Here is a 14,896-nt window from a genome sequence, read left to right on the forward strand (position 1 = left end):
ATTTGAGGATTTAATAACATTAAAAGTACTATCATTTCTAAAAAAAAATTGATTTTTTACAACTAAGATTTGATTTTTAGAAAGTAGAAAAGTGAACTTCATTTAGTGTGCAATGCTTATTTTATTGAAAATAAAAGCAATTTTTAATGACTTCAAAGATATAGAAAATAGCTAACAAAGTAAATTTAGCATTCGTTAAATAAAATCGATAATCTGAAAAAAATTATTTTCTTTCAATAACTTCTTCTTTTTTAGCACCTAGCAAACCTAAACTCATAATGATACTTGTAGACAGGATAATTAAAAATAACAAACCTGTTTCAACACCATTTATTCTCATCTCTTTAGGTAAATTATAAAATAATAAAATGCTGATTAATCCTCTTGGAGTAATAAAAACAGAAGGAGTTAAAGGTGTTTTTGCAATAAATTTTAAATAAAGTAAACGTATTAAATACATAGCTACTAATATGAGGAGGCCATATTGTACCAAAGTAAAATCTTTAAACTGGTCTATTATTATTGTAAAGCCAAATATTACAAAGAAAAACGTACGTATAATAAATGCACTTTCCGCAGATAGTTGATGCAACTGAACCAAATCTTTAGAAAGATTTGGATAAATAAAATATTTTCTAAAAAACGGTATTCCAATTTCATCTGCATTATTTAAAAATAGTCCAAACGCTAAAACAATGATTAATGCAGACAAATGGAAACTTTGCCCAATGGCATAAACCAAAACTAAAATAGATATAATCAAGAAAAATTTGATGTGATGGCTTATTCTACCAATTAAATAAAGTAACAATAAGCAAGAAATGGTTGCAAAAAGAATGATCAATATTAACTCTATACCTAAATTGGTAAAAGCAGCTACATTATAAGAATCATTACTGATTGCAAAGTTGAAAAGTATTATACCAGCAATATCCGAAAAAGAAGACTCGTAAATCACAAATTCTCGTTGCAATTTATTAATGCCACTTACCGAAGGAATAGCAATAGCAGAACTAATTATACTGAAAGGTATTGCGTTAATAAAACAAAGATAATAGGAATAAGAGGTAAGCTCATGAAGGATAAAAGTAATAGCGGCTACGGTCACTAGTAAGATAACAAGAGCAGCAAAAAATGCTTTTTTGATTAATTTGTTTTTATCGCTATCGTATTTTAAATCTAGTGCACCTTCAAAAACAATTAATATCAATCCTACTGTACCTAATGTTGGTAATATTTTTAAAAAATCAAATGTTTCTATGTTAAAATAAGTAACAACTTGTTTAAGACCGATCCCTAAAAAAAGCAATAGTAAAACAGAAGGAATTTTAGTTTTCTTAGAAATCATATCAAACAGGTAAGAGAAAATTACCAGTCCGCAAAGAAGTATTAAAATGGTATATGTAGTCATAAAATTGTTTCTACTGCAATCGCTAAGATAAATGAATTTTAGGATTATAAAACTTATAAATATTATGGAATTAATCTATTATTAATCAATTACTTATGATTTTGAAAAGTGCCTTAATATAATTTTCTTAAATTTGTAGCCATTCGGTCAATCTATCAGCAATAATCGCTTCTAATTGTTAATCAAGTTTTTATGATAAAATTATGTTTAGCTGTCGAGTCACAAAGATTCCTTTTAGTTGATTTTTAAATTGAAATAATATGAGGATTGATATCTGATATAAAAAAATAAAAATGGAGTTTAAGATTATAAATAAAGAAACTGGAGAGGATAAAGAATTTACAAATGATGCAATTGCATCATTTTTAGAAATTCATTTAGGGCGATTTGGTGATAAAAAGGAAGATATTTTAAAATGTTTGGACTACGTATTTAAGAAATGCGGAAATATAACTCTTGGAATTGAGAACAGCCAAATTATTGGAGCAGTTGTAGTAAACGAAACAGGAATGGACGGTTATATTCCGGAGAATATCTTAGTTTACATTGCGGTTCATGAAAACCAAAGAGGAAAAGGAATGGGTGGCAAGCTGATGAAAAAAGCCATAGATAATGCCAATGGGAGCATTTCTTTACATGTAGAGCCGGATAATCCTGCGAAAAAACTATACGAGCGTTTAGGTTTTACCAACAAATACCTAGAAATGCGTTTGCAAAGATGAATTCTGTAGTAGAAAATTTAAAGTTTATAAGGCAATACCTTCATCAACATCCAGAATTATCTGGTTGTGAGAAAGAAACTGCTGCCTTTATTTTAGAAAAATGCATTCATTTAAATACTTCTAAGATTATTAAAAACATAGGAGGATACGGTTTTTTGGTAGTTTTTGATAGCAACATTACTGGAGATTCACTTTTGTTTAGAGCCGAATTAGATGGACTGCCTATTCAAGAATGCTCAAATTTACTGTATAAATCAATTTACAGTAACAAAGGACATCAATGTGGGCATGATGGACACATGACTATTTTATTTGGGCTAGCTCAATATTTATCAAAACATCCAATTTTAAAAGGAAAAGTAAGTCTTCTTTTTCAACCTTCAGAAGAAAATGGAAAAGGGGCTAGGAGTATAATTGAGGATGAAAAATTTTCAAGGCTCCATTTTGACGAGGTTTTTGCATTACATAATCTCCCTGGATTTGAAAAACATGCAATAATTGTCAAAGAAAATGCCTTTACAGCTGCCGTTAAAAGTATGGCGATAAGATTAGAAGGAAAAACTTCTCATGCCGCTGAGCCAGAAAACGGTATTAATCCAGCTTTGGCTGTCGCCGATATTTTGCAAATAGTGGAAGCATTAAACTTTAACCAACCTCATCATCAGGATTTTAAATTAGCAACTTTAATACATGTTAATATTGGAAGCTTGGCTTATGGCGTTTCTGCTTGCGATGCAGAAATCCATTACACCATTAGGAGTTGGAGTGATGAAAATCTAGAAAATCTGGAATCCGAAATAATCAAAATACTAAATGAAGTTGCTGCAAATTATCGGCTTAAAGCCAAATACCATTTTTTAGAACATTTTTATGCAAATATGAATGATAAAGATAGCGTAGACGTAGTTAGAAAAGCTGCAAAAACTCAAAATCTAACTATTATAGAAAATGATTTTCCTTTTAAATGGGGTGAGGATTTTGGTTTTTTTACAAAAAAATATAAAGGTTGTTTGTTTGGTTTAGGATCTGGAAAAGACCAACCTGCCTTGCATAATCCTGATTATGATTTTCCGGATGAAATTTTAGAAACTGGAATTAATATTTTTAAAAGTATAATTAAGGAGAGATTAAACATAAGCTAACTGCAAAAAAACAATTAAATGTTTGAAACATCATCATTAACTATCAGTAAATCTGCCTATCAAAACAACCTTGATTTCATTAGAAAACAATGTAATGATGGAGTGCGGTTTTGCAGCGTGGTTAAAGGAAATGCTTACGGACATGGTTTGGTTCCATTTGTTAGGATGGCTTATGATCAAGGTGTGGATTATTTCGCAGTCTATTCATCGGCGGAAGCCTACGAAATAAAAAGTGCATTGCCTAAAGCAGATGTGATTATTATGGGGATGACCGATGAACCTTCCATGGAATGGGCCATCAATAATGAGGTAGAAATCTTTGTTTTTGATTTTGAGAAATTGGAATTGGCTATAAAAATGGCTCATCAAATTAATAAGAAGGTAAATATTCACATTGAGGTGGAAACCGGTATGAACAGAACTGGATTTTTGATTCAAGATTTACCTCATGTATTCTCTATTATTAAAGAAAATATCGATTTTAATGAACTAATCGGTTTTACCACTCACTACGCAGGTGCAGAAAGTTTAGTGAATGATTTTAGGGTGAGGGAACAAATAAATCTGTTTGCTAAAGCGCAAGATATGCTTCATCAATCGGGCTTAAAGCCCAAATATATACATAGCGCTTGCTCTGCAGCCATGATGAATTATCCAGAAACGATTGGCAATTTGGTGCGTATTGGCATTATGCAATATGGTTTTTGGCCAAATGAAGAAACTTTAATCAGGTTTAATGGAAATAGCAGGGAAAACGACCAAACTTTAAAACGTTTATTGAGTTGGAAAAGTAAAGTGATGACCTTAAAACCTATTAAAAAAGGCGATTATGTAGGTTATAACACAAGTTTTCAAGCTTACGCCGATATGACTTTAGCCGTAATTCCGGTTGGTTATGCGTATGGCTATAGCCGAAGTTTAAGTAATAGTGGGAAGGTTTTAATTCATGGTGAAGAAGCGCCAATTTGCGGTATAGTAAACATGAATGCACTTTGTGTAGATGTTTCTCACATTCCAAATGTTAAAAAAACTGATGAGGTGGTTTTGATTGGTAATCAAGATAAAAAAACGATTTCAGTTGCGTCTTTTGGCGAAATGAGCGACCAACTCAATTATGAATTGCTAACTCGTTTACCTTATGATATCCCTAGAACAATAATAGATTAATGGCATTTTTAAAATTATACAAAGACAAACTATCGCATAATTATGCGATGTTAGAAAATTGGTTTTTAGAAAACGGTATTGAATGGGGCGTTGTATCTAAATTATTGTGTGGCAATAAATTATATCTGCAAGAATTGGTAAAATTGGGCGTAACCGAGTTTCATGATACCAGGATTACCAATTTAAAAATGATTAAAAACGTTGCTCCAAATGCACAAACAGTTTATATAAAACCTCCCGCAAAAAGAAATATTCCCAGTATTATTAAATATGCAGATGTAAGTTTTAACACTTCTTATACCACCATTAAATTATTGAGTGAGGAAGCCGTAAAGCAAAATAAAATCCATAAAATCATCATCATGGTAGAAATGGGCGATTTGCGTGAAGGTGTTGTAGGAGAAAAACTACTAGATTTTTACGATCAGGTTATCCATACGCCAAATATCAATATCGTTGGTTTAGGTACAAACCTTAATTGTTTAAACGGGATAATGCCTTCGCATGATAAATTAATTCAGTTGAGCCTTTATAAACAATTGATTGAAGCCAAATTTGATATTAAAATTCCTTGGATTTCTGGCGGCACAAGTGTCACCGTTCCTTTATTGATTAAAGAGCAACTGCCTAAACAAATTAATCATTTTAGAGTAGGAGAGGTGTTGTTTTTTGGTCTCGATTTATTTACCAACCTTACCATTGTTGGGATGAATAATGATGTTTTTAGGCTTTACGCCGAGATTATCGAACTTTATGAGAAACCAAAAGTGCCAATTGGAGAGCAAGGTTTTAATGTTGTGGGTGAAACACCAGAATATCCCAAAGAAGATTACGGAAAACTCTCTTACAGAGCAATTTTAGATATTGGTTTGCTGGATTGTAATCCTCAATATTTAATTCCTGATGATGAAAATATCAATATTATTGAGGCCAGTTCTGATATGTTGGTTTTGGATGTTAACCAAAATGAAGCAGGTTATAAAGTAAGCGATTTAATCAGTTTTAAATTGAAATATATGGGAGTTTTAGGGATTATGAATTCAAATTATATTGATAAAGTGGTGGTGTAAAATTCAAATTGCCAGCTCAATTTCGTATCTATAAAAGAATAATATGGGCGTTTTAACACGCTTTATGCTATATCTTTTTTTGCAATTGCAATATGGTGAGGGCAAAAAAAGGATGTCGCTTCAATCGTTAACGCAACTTATAGCATCATAATAATTAGCTTTCAGAAACATATTTTAATCCAACAATAGAGCTCACTAGGGTAAATAAAAAGAACAATCGCCAAAAAGTAGCTGGTTCTTTAAATATAAAAATTCCAACAATTACAGTACCTACTGCACCAATCCCCGTCCAAACGGCATAAGCTGTACCAATTGGTAAAGTTTGGGTAGCTTTTACTAGTAATAACATGCTAATTATTAAACAAATTAAAAATCCTGAATACCAAAAATAGGTTTCATTTCTAGAACTTTCTTTTGCTTTTCCTAAGCACAATGCAAAAGCTGTTTCAAATAAGCCACCAATAATTAATAATATCCAATTCATTTATTAATTATTTAAAGTTAAGCTTATGGCCGGTATTGTATATTGATCTTTAATTGGTTTCACCGAATTAATCCCCCATTTACCTCCAAGTTGACGCCATGAATTATCAGAACTATTTGTATAATTTAAACCAATTTTTGGTTGGTAATCCTCCATAATCCTTTTTGACTTAGTTCCGTTTTTATCAGTAAAAGTTGTTTTATAGGAATAATAATTTGAAGAAATTGCTAACCATTCATAAGCGATAAAAATACCCTCTTTAGGCATCATTATATTTAGATCACTAATATCAATTGTAGATAATTTTTTGCCTTTTTCAACCTCTACTGTAATGTTTTTTTGATTTAAAAGAGTTGATGGCTTGCCATCATTAGCAGAATAAATACGCAAATTAAATTTTGCAGATTTTAGCTCATTTTTAGTTAATATAGTGATAGATTTTAAAAATTGGTAGTCATCATAATCTTTAGAATATGGGAAATACCGAGCGAGCAAAAATAATGACCTCATACCGCTACTATGCAACGAATCATATCCTTTGAAAGTGCCAATATTTAATTCTTTTGTGTTTTTTCTGTTATAAACTTTTACTTCATCTAAAACAAAACTTTTGGGCTTTAAACAAACTTCGCCGTTAATATCACCATATTTTATTTTCTTTATTTCATATCCTAAAGCATTAAAAACAATTAAATTATTATCGCTTTTAGGAGCATTCAAAATAAAACCCCCAACTTCGTCAGAGTTTATATTTATGTTTTCATTTTCAATATAGATACTCGCAAACGCGATTGCATTTTTAGTTTGCTCATTAATAAGTTTACACGTTTTTTGAGAAAATGCTTTAAATTGAAATAATATTAATATCGCTAAAAGCTTAACTTTCATGTTCTTAATTCAAAATTCTTTCTTTGATTAATTTAAAATTATTTTATTCAATCCTTCAATCCTTCAATCCTTCATTAATTCAAAATTAACTCAATCCAACAAAAAGTCTTCTTCAGTCCCACCGCCCATATTCAACTTAACCACATCTTTCCCTGCTATTCCCTCCACAGAACCACTAATATGAACCGCATTTAAAAGCACTTTTTCTAATTGTTTCTCCCGAGATTTCCACATTCTTTCCATTGCGTTGCGTTCGCTTTGAATACTCATTTTCATACTCATAAAACCTTCGCTAATGGCATTCCACTGACTAGAAAACTCTGAACTGGTTAAATAATCATAAAGCATATGCATTTTATCGCCACGATTTTCCTGAGATTTTGTTGCAGTATAAAGTTTGGTAATTCCATCCCTTAATACAAAAGCTACGGCTTTTAATTCCTCGAAAGAACAAATCCAAACACCATCTTTCTCACCAAAACAATCCATTCCTTTAGGGTAACATTGTGTTACAATAACTGCAACATCTGCACCAACGGCAATTTTATCTTTTTTTAATTTTTCGACCCAATCGCCACCAAAATCTTTAGTTCTTTTACTCTCATAAATAATCTTACCACATTCTTGTCCGCTACCGTTTCTTATAATTTGGATGCAATCTGCTCCTCGTATTCCTTTTCCTACTTCAGAAATGATATCAAATGGGAAATTGGAAATTAGTAATTCTTCTACAATCAATTCCTGTACTTCACCTTGCAATTGCATAGAACCTTGCTCGGCTTTACGCTTCATTTCATCAACTAATTTCTTTTGATCCTCAATCTGTTTTTCGTACTCTTTAAATTTGAGTTGATATTCAGTATCTTTTATTTGATTTTTTTCAACTTCTTGTTTGCGAATTTGATCTGCTAAATTATGGCGTTCTTCTTGTAATTTACGTTGCATTAAAATTTCCAAATCTGCTTCTTTATTTTTTAACTCGGCTTCTTTTTTCAAAAATTCTAACTCTTTTTGTCGTGATAGCTTTAGTTTTTCCTCGTTTTCTTTATTAGAGTTTTGAAGAATTTGTAATTGGTTCTCAAAATCTGAAGAAATGGATTTCCTTAAACTTTCTTCCATTTCTTTTTGCAATTGTAATTTTTGGGCAGCTATTTTTTGTTCAAAAACCTGATTCTGTTGTTTTTCTTTACTGATGTATTCTTGTTCCTTTTTCAAAAAGTCTTCATCTTTTTTACGGATTTCGTCGTCTTTTTTCTTTTGGAACTCCACCATCTTTTTACGCAATTCATTTTTATATTCTTCTGCCATTACTTCTTCTATAGGGAAAATATGGCTACAACTAGGACATTTAACTTCTGTTGACATACGATTGAAAATGAATTTTTTGAAATTGCTAATACAAAGCTACTAATTCAAAAATGATATTATTTGTTGTAGTTAACTTAAAATATTTTGGGCATTATACTTGCTATTTATCAATAAAAAAACACTATCATGATAACAGATAAAATACAAGAAATTAAAGAAACTTTAGAAGGGACTTTATTGAGCGAAGATATAAACTCGAATATTAGCAAAACAGAAAGAATTCTTTCTATTGCTGGTGGAACTTATATTCTTTTGAAAGGTTTGAGAAATATATTCTCTAGTCCGTTAATTGCAACAGGAGAACTAGTTGTTGGTTTTGGATTATTACAAAGAGGCGTTTCTGGATATTGCAGCATTGCCGAAAAGTACAATGAAGAAACTGACGGGCCAGAACCAATTTTAGTAGTTACTGAAACCAGTTTATAAGTCAATTTTTAACATTAAAAAAGGCAATCAAAATTAGATTTGATTGCCTTTTTGTTTATAAGTTTTTAATCTTTCTATTTTATAAATTTCTGATTGATAGTTTCAGCTTCGGAAGTAAATCTTGCAAAATGAACCCCATTAGATAATGATAAAGGCAATTCAAAACTATTGAAACCTTTATTTACTTCAACAGAACTTTCAGAAAGTTTTCTTCCTGCAATATCAAAAACCTGTAAAAGTCCTTTAGTTTTATTAGGTGAGGATAATGATATTTTTACGCTTGTTACATTTGCATAAACACTCAACGTAGCAGCATCAATTTTAGAATCTACAGGAATAATTGCAGAACTAGCCGTTTTACCATCATAATCATGTTGAACTAATTGATAGTAATTTGTACCCGCATAAGGGTTTTCATCACTAAAAGAATAATCTTTTGAAGATGTAGAAGTTCCTGCACCTTTAATGGTTCCTATTGAAGTAAATGATTTACCATCTGCAGAACGCAACACATCGTAGAAATCATTATTAGTTTCAGAAGCTGTATTCCAGTTTAACAATATACTTTGATTAATAGTTTTACCAGTGAAGGAGGTAAGTTGGATTGGTAGGGTAGTGTATGATGTAAATGAAAAATTATCAATTCCAAGTGCTGCATCATTTCCAGCATCATCTACATCAGAAAACCTTAACATAATTTCACTTCCAGCAGGAATGGCTACATTAAAGATTGCGGTTATTGCAGTTTTATTTGCTGCAAGATTACCATCAATAGCTCCAGTGGTTAAAACTCCAAATTTTGGAGACGTAAAATTTAAAGAAGAAACATTAATCCAAGTTCCTGTTATTAAGTTTGTAATTGGAGAGGAAGAAACTTGGTAAGAAAAAGATAGAGTTTGTGCAGTAGACCCATCTACTTGTCTCCATTGTTCTCCAGTGTAACTCACAGAAAGAGAATTAATTTGGGCACCAGTAGCATTTTTTAACCTTTGTCCGTAATATATTGATCCTGTAGATCCTGATACTAAACTGCCTAATGCCCTTTCTGTTGTAGCTGATGAACCTAAACTATATAAATCTCCTGTATTGGCTGAACCTGTTGATGCAGAATAACTGGTTTTAGGATTTGTAGATACTGAAGCAGCATACCAATTCGGAATTGAACCGTTATCAGTCCATGTGCTTCCGGTTCCTGATAAAATTAGCCCATTAAAATCTTCGGAATATGTAGTTGAAGGATCAATATTTGTTTGTCCCCAAACAAAAAAAGGTATCGATATTAATAAAGAAAGTAAGATTTTTTTCATATAATATATTTAAAAGATTAATAATCTGATAAATATAAAATAAATTATAGATGAAATTTGACGATAATAAAAATTTTAACAATTTAATAATAAAAAAATCCCTATTATTTAAAATAATAAGGATTTTAATAAATTTTGATTGATTATTTAATGAATTTTTTCACTACCGTTTCATTTTCTGTAGTATATCTTACAAAATGTATCCCATCTGGTATAGTTAAAGGAAGAATAAAATCATTGTAGCCTTTATTTACAGATACATTATCTTCTGTAATCCTTCTTCCTCCAATGTCAAAAACTTGAAGTTTAGCATTGGTTTGGTTAGGGGATGAAACAAATATTTTAAGCTGGCTACCACCCGCATAAACGTTTAATTGAGAATTTGCTAATTTAGAATCTACAGCAACAATTTTAGATACTGAAGACTTCCCATCAAAATCAAATTGAACCAGCCTATAATAATTTACTCCTGCATAAGGATTTTCATCTAAAAATGAATATTTTAAAGATGAATTAGACGTTCCTGTGCCATTTAATCTTCCTAAAGAAGAAAATATTTTTCCGTCTGTAGAGCGTTGGATTTCAAAATATTGGTTGTTTAATTCTGCTGCGGTATTCCAATTTAAAGTAATAGTTTGGTTAGATGATGTACCATCAAATGCAATTAAAGTTATTGGTAAAGGAACTAAACTAGTTTGTATATCAAGTTTTACTGGTGTAGTTTGTAAATTTCCATTTAAATCTTCTGCTATAACATAAATGTCATACGGTGTATTTGCACCTAAACCAGTAACATTTTTTGAAGCATCTGTATTTGCCGTAGGGTTAAAGAATGATCCACTTACTGCAGCAATTCCACCAACATCGTTTTGTCCATCTCTTACTTGTTGGGCGCTTGGAGCGGCATTTCCATCTGGTAAAACAACATAATAAGTATTACCAATTTCATTTATATTAGAAACAAGATCTAAATTAGTCTGATCTAAATTAGAAACTGTAGGATAATTTGCTGCAAAGGTAGGAGCTATAGCTTCTGTTAAAGTACCCCCAATAGTTAAACCATTATTTGCGGTAGATGTTGTTGCAGAATAAAAACCCCATCCACCAGTAGTAGTTTGTCCTGAGGCATAATATCTTAAAGTAATTGTTTGGGTCGAGGGTACATTCTGTATTTCAGTTACTGCACCAATGCTTTGACCAGGTAAATCTACATCTCCAGATGCATCAGATGTATTTACTGGAGCACCAATTAATGTAAAAGTTGTTCCATCTAGACTATAAGCAAATTGTGAATTTACTCCAGGTGAAGTTACATAACTTGCTGTTCCTCTAAACTTAGCGTTAATACTAGCTAAAGAAAGTTTAAAACCCGTATTTGCTTTTAAAGTAATTTGAAAATAATCTGTATTGGTTAACGCTATCCCATTATTGCTAAATCCCGTTGTTCTAAAAGAGGCAGCCCCTGCACTAGCTGGAGCACCGGCGCCACGAGTAATATCACTTACAGTTAAATTTGATACAGTAGTGGTTGCGGGAGCAGTTGATGTGGCGTTTAATGCGTTAACATTATAGCCAACAATCGTTTGTGCTTTTGCACTATATCCTAAAGCCAGAATTAATGCAATTGAGAGTAATTTTTTTTTCATAATAAACGTTAATTAAAATTTTAATATTGAATTTTTTCACATAAATCCAACAAGTATGCCTAAAATTTTAAATCCGTTTATAAGAATGAATATGATAGATTTTTACCTCAATCTATCCGCACTTTTTACTAATTTTTCATCTCTTATTACACCTTTTCCTGCTAAAACCAAAAATAATATGGCTACTGAGGTTAAACCAGCACCAATATTGTAATTGCTGATTTCTAAATTAGTGTTTGCAGCAACTTTTACTGTTTGTGCTATCCAAAAACTAAAAGCAATCATAATCACTACAAAAATATAAATAAGTGTAGCCTGTTGTTTGCGTTTTTTGTATTGAAAAATCAACAGTAAAGGAACTAACCCTAAAAGTGCCGTTGCAATTGTTAATAGGATAAAAGGCTCTGTTTGTACAACTTGATTACTTACAGTTTCATAAACACCTGTGATTTTAATTTGCTTCGCACCATCAACAGTTAGTGTTTGTACAACTGGAAAAATAAATAATCCATAAATAGCTAAAGAAGCTAAGAAAAGGTAAACGGTTTGAATTCTTTGTATCATGATGATAGTTTTTTGTAGAAAGTTAATGGACAAATGGTCGATAGACAATCGTGTTTTAACTTTCCAGCTACAAACATAAAAATCCTTTCCTTTAATTTCTTTAGAAAAATCATTTTCGGTTAAATTTGCGACTTGGAAATTTTAAATCGTTATTTCTTAGAGATTTCATATAAAGGCACTTCATATCATGGTTGGCAAACCCAACCCAATGCAGTTGCTGTTCAAGAAGTTTTAAATAAGGCTCTGGAGATTTTTTTTAGAAAACCAATAGAGACTTTAGGCTGTGGTAGAACTGATACTGGCGTACATGCCACTCAGTTTTATTTACATTTCGATTTAGAAAATGAATTTTTAGCAGCCGATTATCTTAATATCATCAAATCTTTAAATGGTTTATTGGCTTATGATATCGCCATAAAAAACATTTTTAAAGTGAAAAGAGATGCACATGCTAGGTTTGATGCTATTTCTCGTTCTTATCAATATCATATTCATTTCAATAAAAACCCTTTCAAAACGGATACTAGTTGGTTGGTTAGAGATCAATTAGATATTATGGCAATGAATCATGCGGCTGCAATTTTAATGCAATACGATGATTTTGGAGCTTTTTGTAAATCCAATGCAGATAACTTTACCAATATTTGCAAAATCACAAAAGCCGAGTGGGAAGTAACTGATGAAGGATTAATTTTTCATATTACTGCAAACAGATTTTTAAGAAATATGGTTAGAGCTATTGTGGGAACTTTGGTTGAGGTTGGTAAAAGAAAATTGAAAACATCAGATTTGCACCTCATCATTCAAAGTCAAAATCGCTCAACTGCTGGAGCATCTGTACCTGCTTGTGGCTTATTTTTAACATCAGTAATTTATCCGTATATCAAATAAATGGCAAGCGAAGTAACCGGAAAAACCTACGATTGGGGCTTATTAAAAAGGGTAATGTCTTACGCTACACCTTATAAATCTAAGTTTTTTTGGTCAGTATTATTAACATTATCTATTGCAGCAATTGCTCCTGTTAGGCCATTTCTAATTCAAATTACTTTAGATAAGTTCATCTTTTTTAATGATGCAAGCGGTCTGTTGCAAATGGTTTTACTGATGATTGTTTTGTTGTTGTTTCAAACAGTTATTCAGTATTTTCAAACTTTTTTAACCAATTCTTTAGGTCAATCGGTAATTAAAGATTTAAGGATGGATGTATTTAACCATATCACAAAACTCCGCTTAAAATATTTTGATAAAACTCCTATTGGTCAGTTAATTACCCGCACCGTTTCTGATCTGGAAACTATTGCAGATATTTTTAGTGAAGGTTTAATTTCTATTATCGGCGACAGTCTAACGGTTTTAGCGATTATAGGCGTAATGCTTTATCAAGATTGGCGCTTAACGCTAATTATTTTAATTCCGATGCCGTTCTTAATGGTAGCAACTTATGTTTTTAAAGAAGCTATAAAAGTTGCTTTTCAAGAAGTGCGGACTCAAATCTCATTAATTAACACTTTTTTACAAGAACATATTAGCGGTGTTACCATTATCCAATATTTTGCAAGAGAAGATCAAGAATTTAAAAAGTTTAATCACATAAATGAATTACATAGAGATGCTCACATCCGTTCTAATTGGTATTACTCCATATTTTTTCCGGTCGTAGAAATTATTTCTGCACTTTCTATAGGCTTGTTAGTTTGGTACGGCTCTAAAAGTATTCTAAATAACCAAGTTTCTCCAGGCGTTGTGGTTGCCTTTATTATGTATGTCAACCTTCTATTTACACCAATTAGGCAATTGGCCGATAAATTTAATACGCTACAAATGGGTATGGTTGGTGCAGATAGGATTTTCAAAGTTTTAGACACAAAAGAGCAGACATTAAATGCAGGTAAGCTTAAGCCGATAAATTTAAAAGGAGAAATAGCATTTAAAAATGTTTGGTTTTCTTATAAACAAACAGATGAAATGCCTAATGATGACGAATGGATTTTAAAAGATATTTCTTTTGAAGTTAAGGAAGGAGAGACCTTAGCTTTAGTTGGAGCAACAGGAGCCGGAAAATCATCAACTATAAATATTTTAAATCGTTTTTATGAGATTAGTAAAGGTGAGGTAAGCATTGATGGAATTAACATTTCTGATTTAGAACTGAATTTTCTACGTTCTCAAATTGCTACTGTTTTGCAAGATGTTTTTCTCTTTTCTGATACCATCCAAAACAACATTAGCCTAAATAATCCTGATATTACTTTAGAAGAAATTATTGCAGCAGCAAAGGATGTGGGGGCTCACGAATTTATTATGCAGTTGCCGGGAGGTTACCAATATGATGTGCAAGAACGTGGAGCAACTTTATCAGTTGGGCAGGCACAGTTAATTTCTTTTATAAGAGCATTGGTATATAACCCAAAAATTTTGGTGTTAGACGAGGCAACATCTTCTGTAGACACAGAAACAGAGGAATTGATACAGAGGGCAATTGAAAAACTGATGACAGGCAGAACTTCAATTGTAATTGCACACCGTTTATCAACTATCCAAAATGCTGATAGAATCATTGTTTTAGAAAAAGGAGAAATGATGGAAATGGGAACGCACCAGGAATTATTGAAGCTAAACGGATATTATAAAAAACTTTATGATTTACAATTTAGCTCTGGTGGAATTAATAAAGAGGTTTAATAAAATTAGCATTTAT

14 protein-coding genes are annotated in these 14,896 nt (G+C 31.5%); 7 read left to right on the forward strand and 7 right to left on the reverse strand.

Going from position 1 to position 14,896, the window contains the following annotated elements:
- Positions 1-223: 223 nt before the first annotated feature.
- Positions 224-1,411, reverse strand: coding sequence for a cation:proton antiporter (locus A5893_RS02095; protein ID WP_068820883.1), 1,188 nt, complete (start codon positions 1,409-1,411; stop codon positions 224-226).
- A gap of 293 nt (positions 1,412-1,704) precedes the next feature.
- Here A5893_RS02095 and A5893_RS02100 point away from each other — a divergent pair, with 293 nt between their 5' ends.
- The 4 genes from A5893_RS02100 to A5893_RS02115 are packed head-to-tail and all read left to right on the forward strand — an operon-like array spanning position 1,705 to position 5,512.
- Positions 1,705-2,133, forward strand: coding sequence for a GNAT family N-acetyltransferase (locus A5893_RS02100; RefSeq protein WP_068820884.1), 429 nt, complete (start codon positions 1,705-1,707; stop codon positions 2,131-2,133).
- Positions 2,130-3,275: an amidohydrolase gene (locus A5893_RS02105; protein WP_068820885.1), complete on the forward strand. Its 1,146-nt coding sequence runs from the start codon at positions 2,130-2,132 to the stop codon at positions 3,273-3,275. Before A5893_RS02100 ends, A5893_RS02105 begins: the two co-directional genes overlap by 4 nt.
- 18 nt (positions 3,276-3,293) lie before the next feature.
- Positions 3,294-4,442 (forward strand): alanine racemase, encoded by a 1,149-nt coding sequence (gene alr, locus A5893_RS02110; protein ID WP_068820886.1) that lies wholly within the window; start codon positions 3,294-3,296, stop codon positions 4,440-4,442.
- A complete protein-coding gene (locus A5893_RS02115; protein ID WP_068820887.1) occupies positions 4,442-5,512 on the forward strand; it encodes an alanine racemase in 1,071 nt (356 codons plus the stop codon). The genes alr and A5893_RS02115 overlap by 1 nt, the downstream gene beginning before the upstream one ends.
- A gap of 154 nt (positions 5,513-5,666) precedes the next feature.
- Here A5893_RS02115 and A5893_RS02120 read toward each other — a convergent pair whose 3' ends face one another.
- From A5893_RS02120 to A5893_RS02130, 3 genes are all read right to left on the reverse strand, one after another.
- On the reverse strand, positions 5,667-5,996 hold the full coding sequence (locus tag A5893_RS02120; RefSeq protein ID WP_068820888.1) for a DMT family transporter: 330 nt from the start codon (positions 5,994-5,996) through the stop codon (positions 5,667-5,669).
- A gap of 3 nt (positions 5,997-5,999) precedes the next feature.
- The gene (locus A5893_RS02125) at positions 6,000-6,884 is read right to left on the reverse strand and encodes a carboxypeptidase-like regulatory domain-containing protein (protein ID WP_068820889.1); all 885 of its coding nucleotides are present in this window, start codon (positions 6,882-6,884) and stop codon (positions 6,000-6,002) included.
- Positions 6,885-6,974: 90 nt separating this feature from the next.
- The gene (locus A5893_RS02130; protein WP_068820890.1) at positions 6,975-8,249 is read right to left on the reverse strand and encodes a DUF2130 domain-containing protein; all 1,275 of its coding nucleotides are present in this window, start codon (positions 8,247-8,249) and stop codon (positions 6,975-6,977) included.
- A gap of 129 nt (positions 8,250-8,378) precedes the next feature.
- Here A5893_RS02130 and A5893_RS02135 point away from each other — a divergent pair, with 129 nt between their 5' ends.
- Entirely contained in the window at positions 8,379-8,678 is a 300-nt protein-coding gene (locus tag A5893_RS02135) for a YgaP family membrane protein (protein WP_068820891.1), read from the forward strand.
- Between the two features lie 74 nt (positions 8,679-8,752).
- Here the strand turns inward: A5893_RS02135 and A5893_RS02140 are convergent, their stop codons facing one another.
- The 3 genes from A5893_RS02140 to A5893_RS02150 all read right to left on the reverse strand — a co-directional run bounded on the left by A5893_RS02140 (position 8,753) and on the right by A5893_RS02150 (position 12,195).
- Positions 8,753-9,985 (reverse strand): T9SS type A sorting domain-containing protein, encoded by a 1,233-nt coding sequence (locus A5893_RS02140; RefSeq protein ID WP_068820892.1) that lies wholly within the window; start codon positions 9,983-9,985, stop codon positions 8,753-8,755.
- A 143-nt stretch (positions 9,986-10,128) separates the two neighbouring features.
- Positions 10,129-11,631, reverse strand: a complete 1,503-nt coding sequence (locus A5893_RS02145; RefSeq protein WP_068820893.1) for a T9SS type A sorting domain-containing protein — start codon at positions 11,629-11,631, stop codon at positions 10,129-10,131.
- Positions 11,632-11,733: 102 nt separating this feature from the next.
- On the reverse strand, positions 11,734-12,195 hold the full coding sequence (locus A5893_RS02150) for a DUF4293 domain-containing protein (RefSeq protein ID WP_068820894.1): 462 nt from the start codon (positions 12,193-12,195) through the stop codon (positions 11,734-11,736).
- A 132-nt stretch (positions 12,196-12,327) separates the two neighbouring features.
- Between A5893_RS02150 and truA the strand changes: the two genes are divergently transcribed.
- Both truA and A5893_RS02160 read left to right on the forward strand, forming a co-directional pair.
- Positions 12,328-13,086, forward strand: coding sequence for a tRNA pseudouridine(38-40) synthase TruA (gene truA, locus A5893_RS02155; RefSeq protein ID WP_068820895.1), 759 nt, complete (start codon positions 12,328-12,330; stop codon positions 13,084-13,086).
- Positions 13,087-14,880 carry an ABC transporter ATP-binding protein gene (locus A5893_RS02160; protein WP_068820896.1) on the forward strand — a complete coding sequence of 598 codons (1,794 nt, stop codon included), beginning with the start codon at positions 13,087-13,089 and terminating at the stop codon, positions 14,878-14,880. It begins immediately after the preceding gene.
- Positions 14,881-14,896: the final 16 nt, after the last annotated feature.

The organism is Pedobacter psychrophilus (assembly GCF_001652725.1).
GTDB lineage: Bacteria > Bacteroidota > Bacteroidia > Sphingobacteriales > Sphingobacteriaceae > Pseudopedobacter > Pseudopedobacter psychrophilus.

What these genes read in the sequence shown, in the direction of transcription:
- A5893_RS02140 (WP_068820892.1), bottom strand. Translation starts at nt 9,985, where the DNA reads ATGAAAAAAATCTTACTTTCTTTATTAATATCGATACCTTTTTTTGTT.
- A5893_RS02125 (WP_068820889.1), bottom strand. Translation starts at nt 6,884, where the DNA reads ATGAAAGTTAAGCTTTTAGCGATATTAATATTATTTCAATTTAAAGCA.
- A5893_RS02095 (WP_068820883.1), bottom strand. Translation starts at nt 1,411, where the DNA reads ATGACTACATATACCATTTTAATACTTCTTTGCGGACTGGTAATTTTC.
- alr (WP_068820886.1), top strand. Translation starts at nt 3,294, where the DNA reads ATGTTTGAAACATCATCATTAACTATCAGTAAATCTGCCTATCAAAAC.
- A5893_RS02120 (WP_068820888.1), bottom strand. Translation starts at nt 5,996, where the DNA reads ATGAATTGGATATTATTAATTATTGGTGGCTTATTTGAAACAGCTTTT.
- A5893_RS02130 (WP_068820890.1), bottom strand. Translation starts at nt 8,249, where the DNA reads ATGTCAACAGAAGTTAAATGTCCTAGTTGTAGCCATATTTTCCCTATA.
- A5893_RS02115 (WP_068820887.1), top strand. Translation starts at nt 4,442, where the DNA reads ATGGCATTTTTAAAATTATACAAAGACAAACTATCGCATAATTATGCG.
- A5893_RS02160 (WP_068820896.1), top strand. Translation starts at nt 13,087, where the DNA reads ATGGCAAGCGAAGTAACCGGAAAAACCTACGATTGGGGCTTATTAAAA.
- A5893_RS02135 (WP_068820891.1), top strand. Translation starts at nt 8,379, where the DNA reads ATGATAACAGATAAAATACAAGAAATTAAAGAAACTTTAGAAGGGACT.
- A5893_RS02105 (WP_068820885.1), top strand. Translation starts at nt 2,130, where the DNA reads ATGAATTCTGTAGTAGAAAATTTAAAGTTTATAAGGCAATACCTTCAT.
- A5893_RS02100 (WP_068820884.1), top strand. Translation starts at nt 1,705, where the DNA reads ATGGAGTTTAAGATTATAAATAAAGAAACTGGAGAGGATAAAGAATTT.
- A5893_RS02145 (WP_068820893.1), bottom strand. Translation starts at nt 11,631, where the DNA reads ATGAAAAAAAAATTACTCTCAATTGCATTAATTCTGGCTTTAGGATAT.
- A5893_RS02150 (WP_068820894.1), bottom strand. Translation starts at nt 12,195, where the DNA reads ATGATACAAAGAATTCAAACCGTTTACCTTTTCTTAGCTTCTTTAGCT.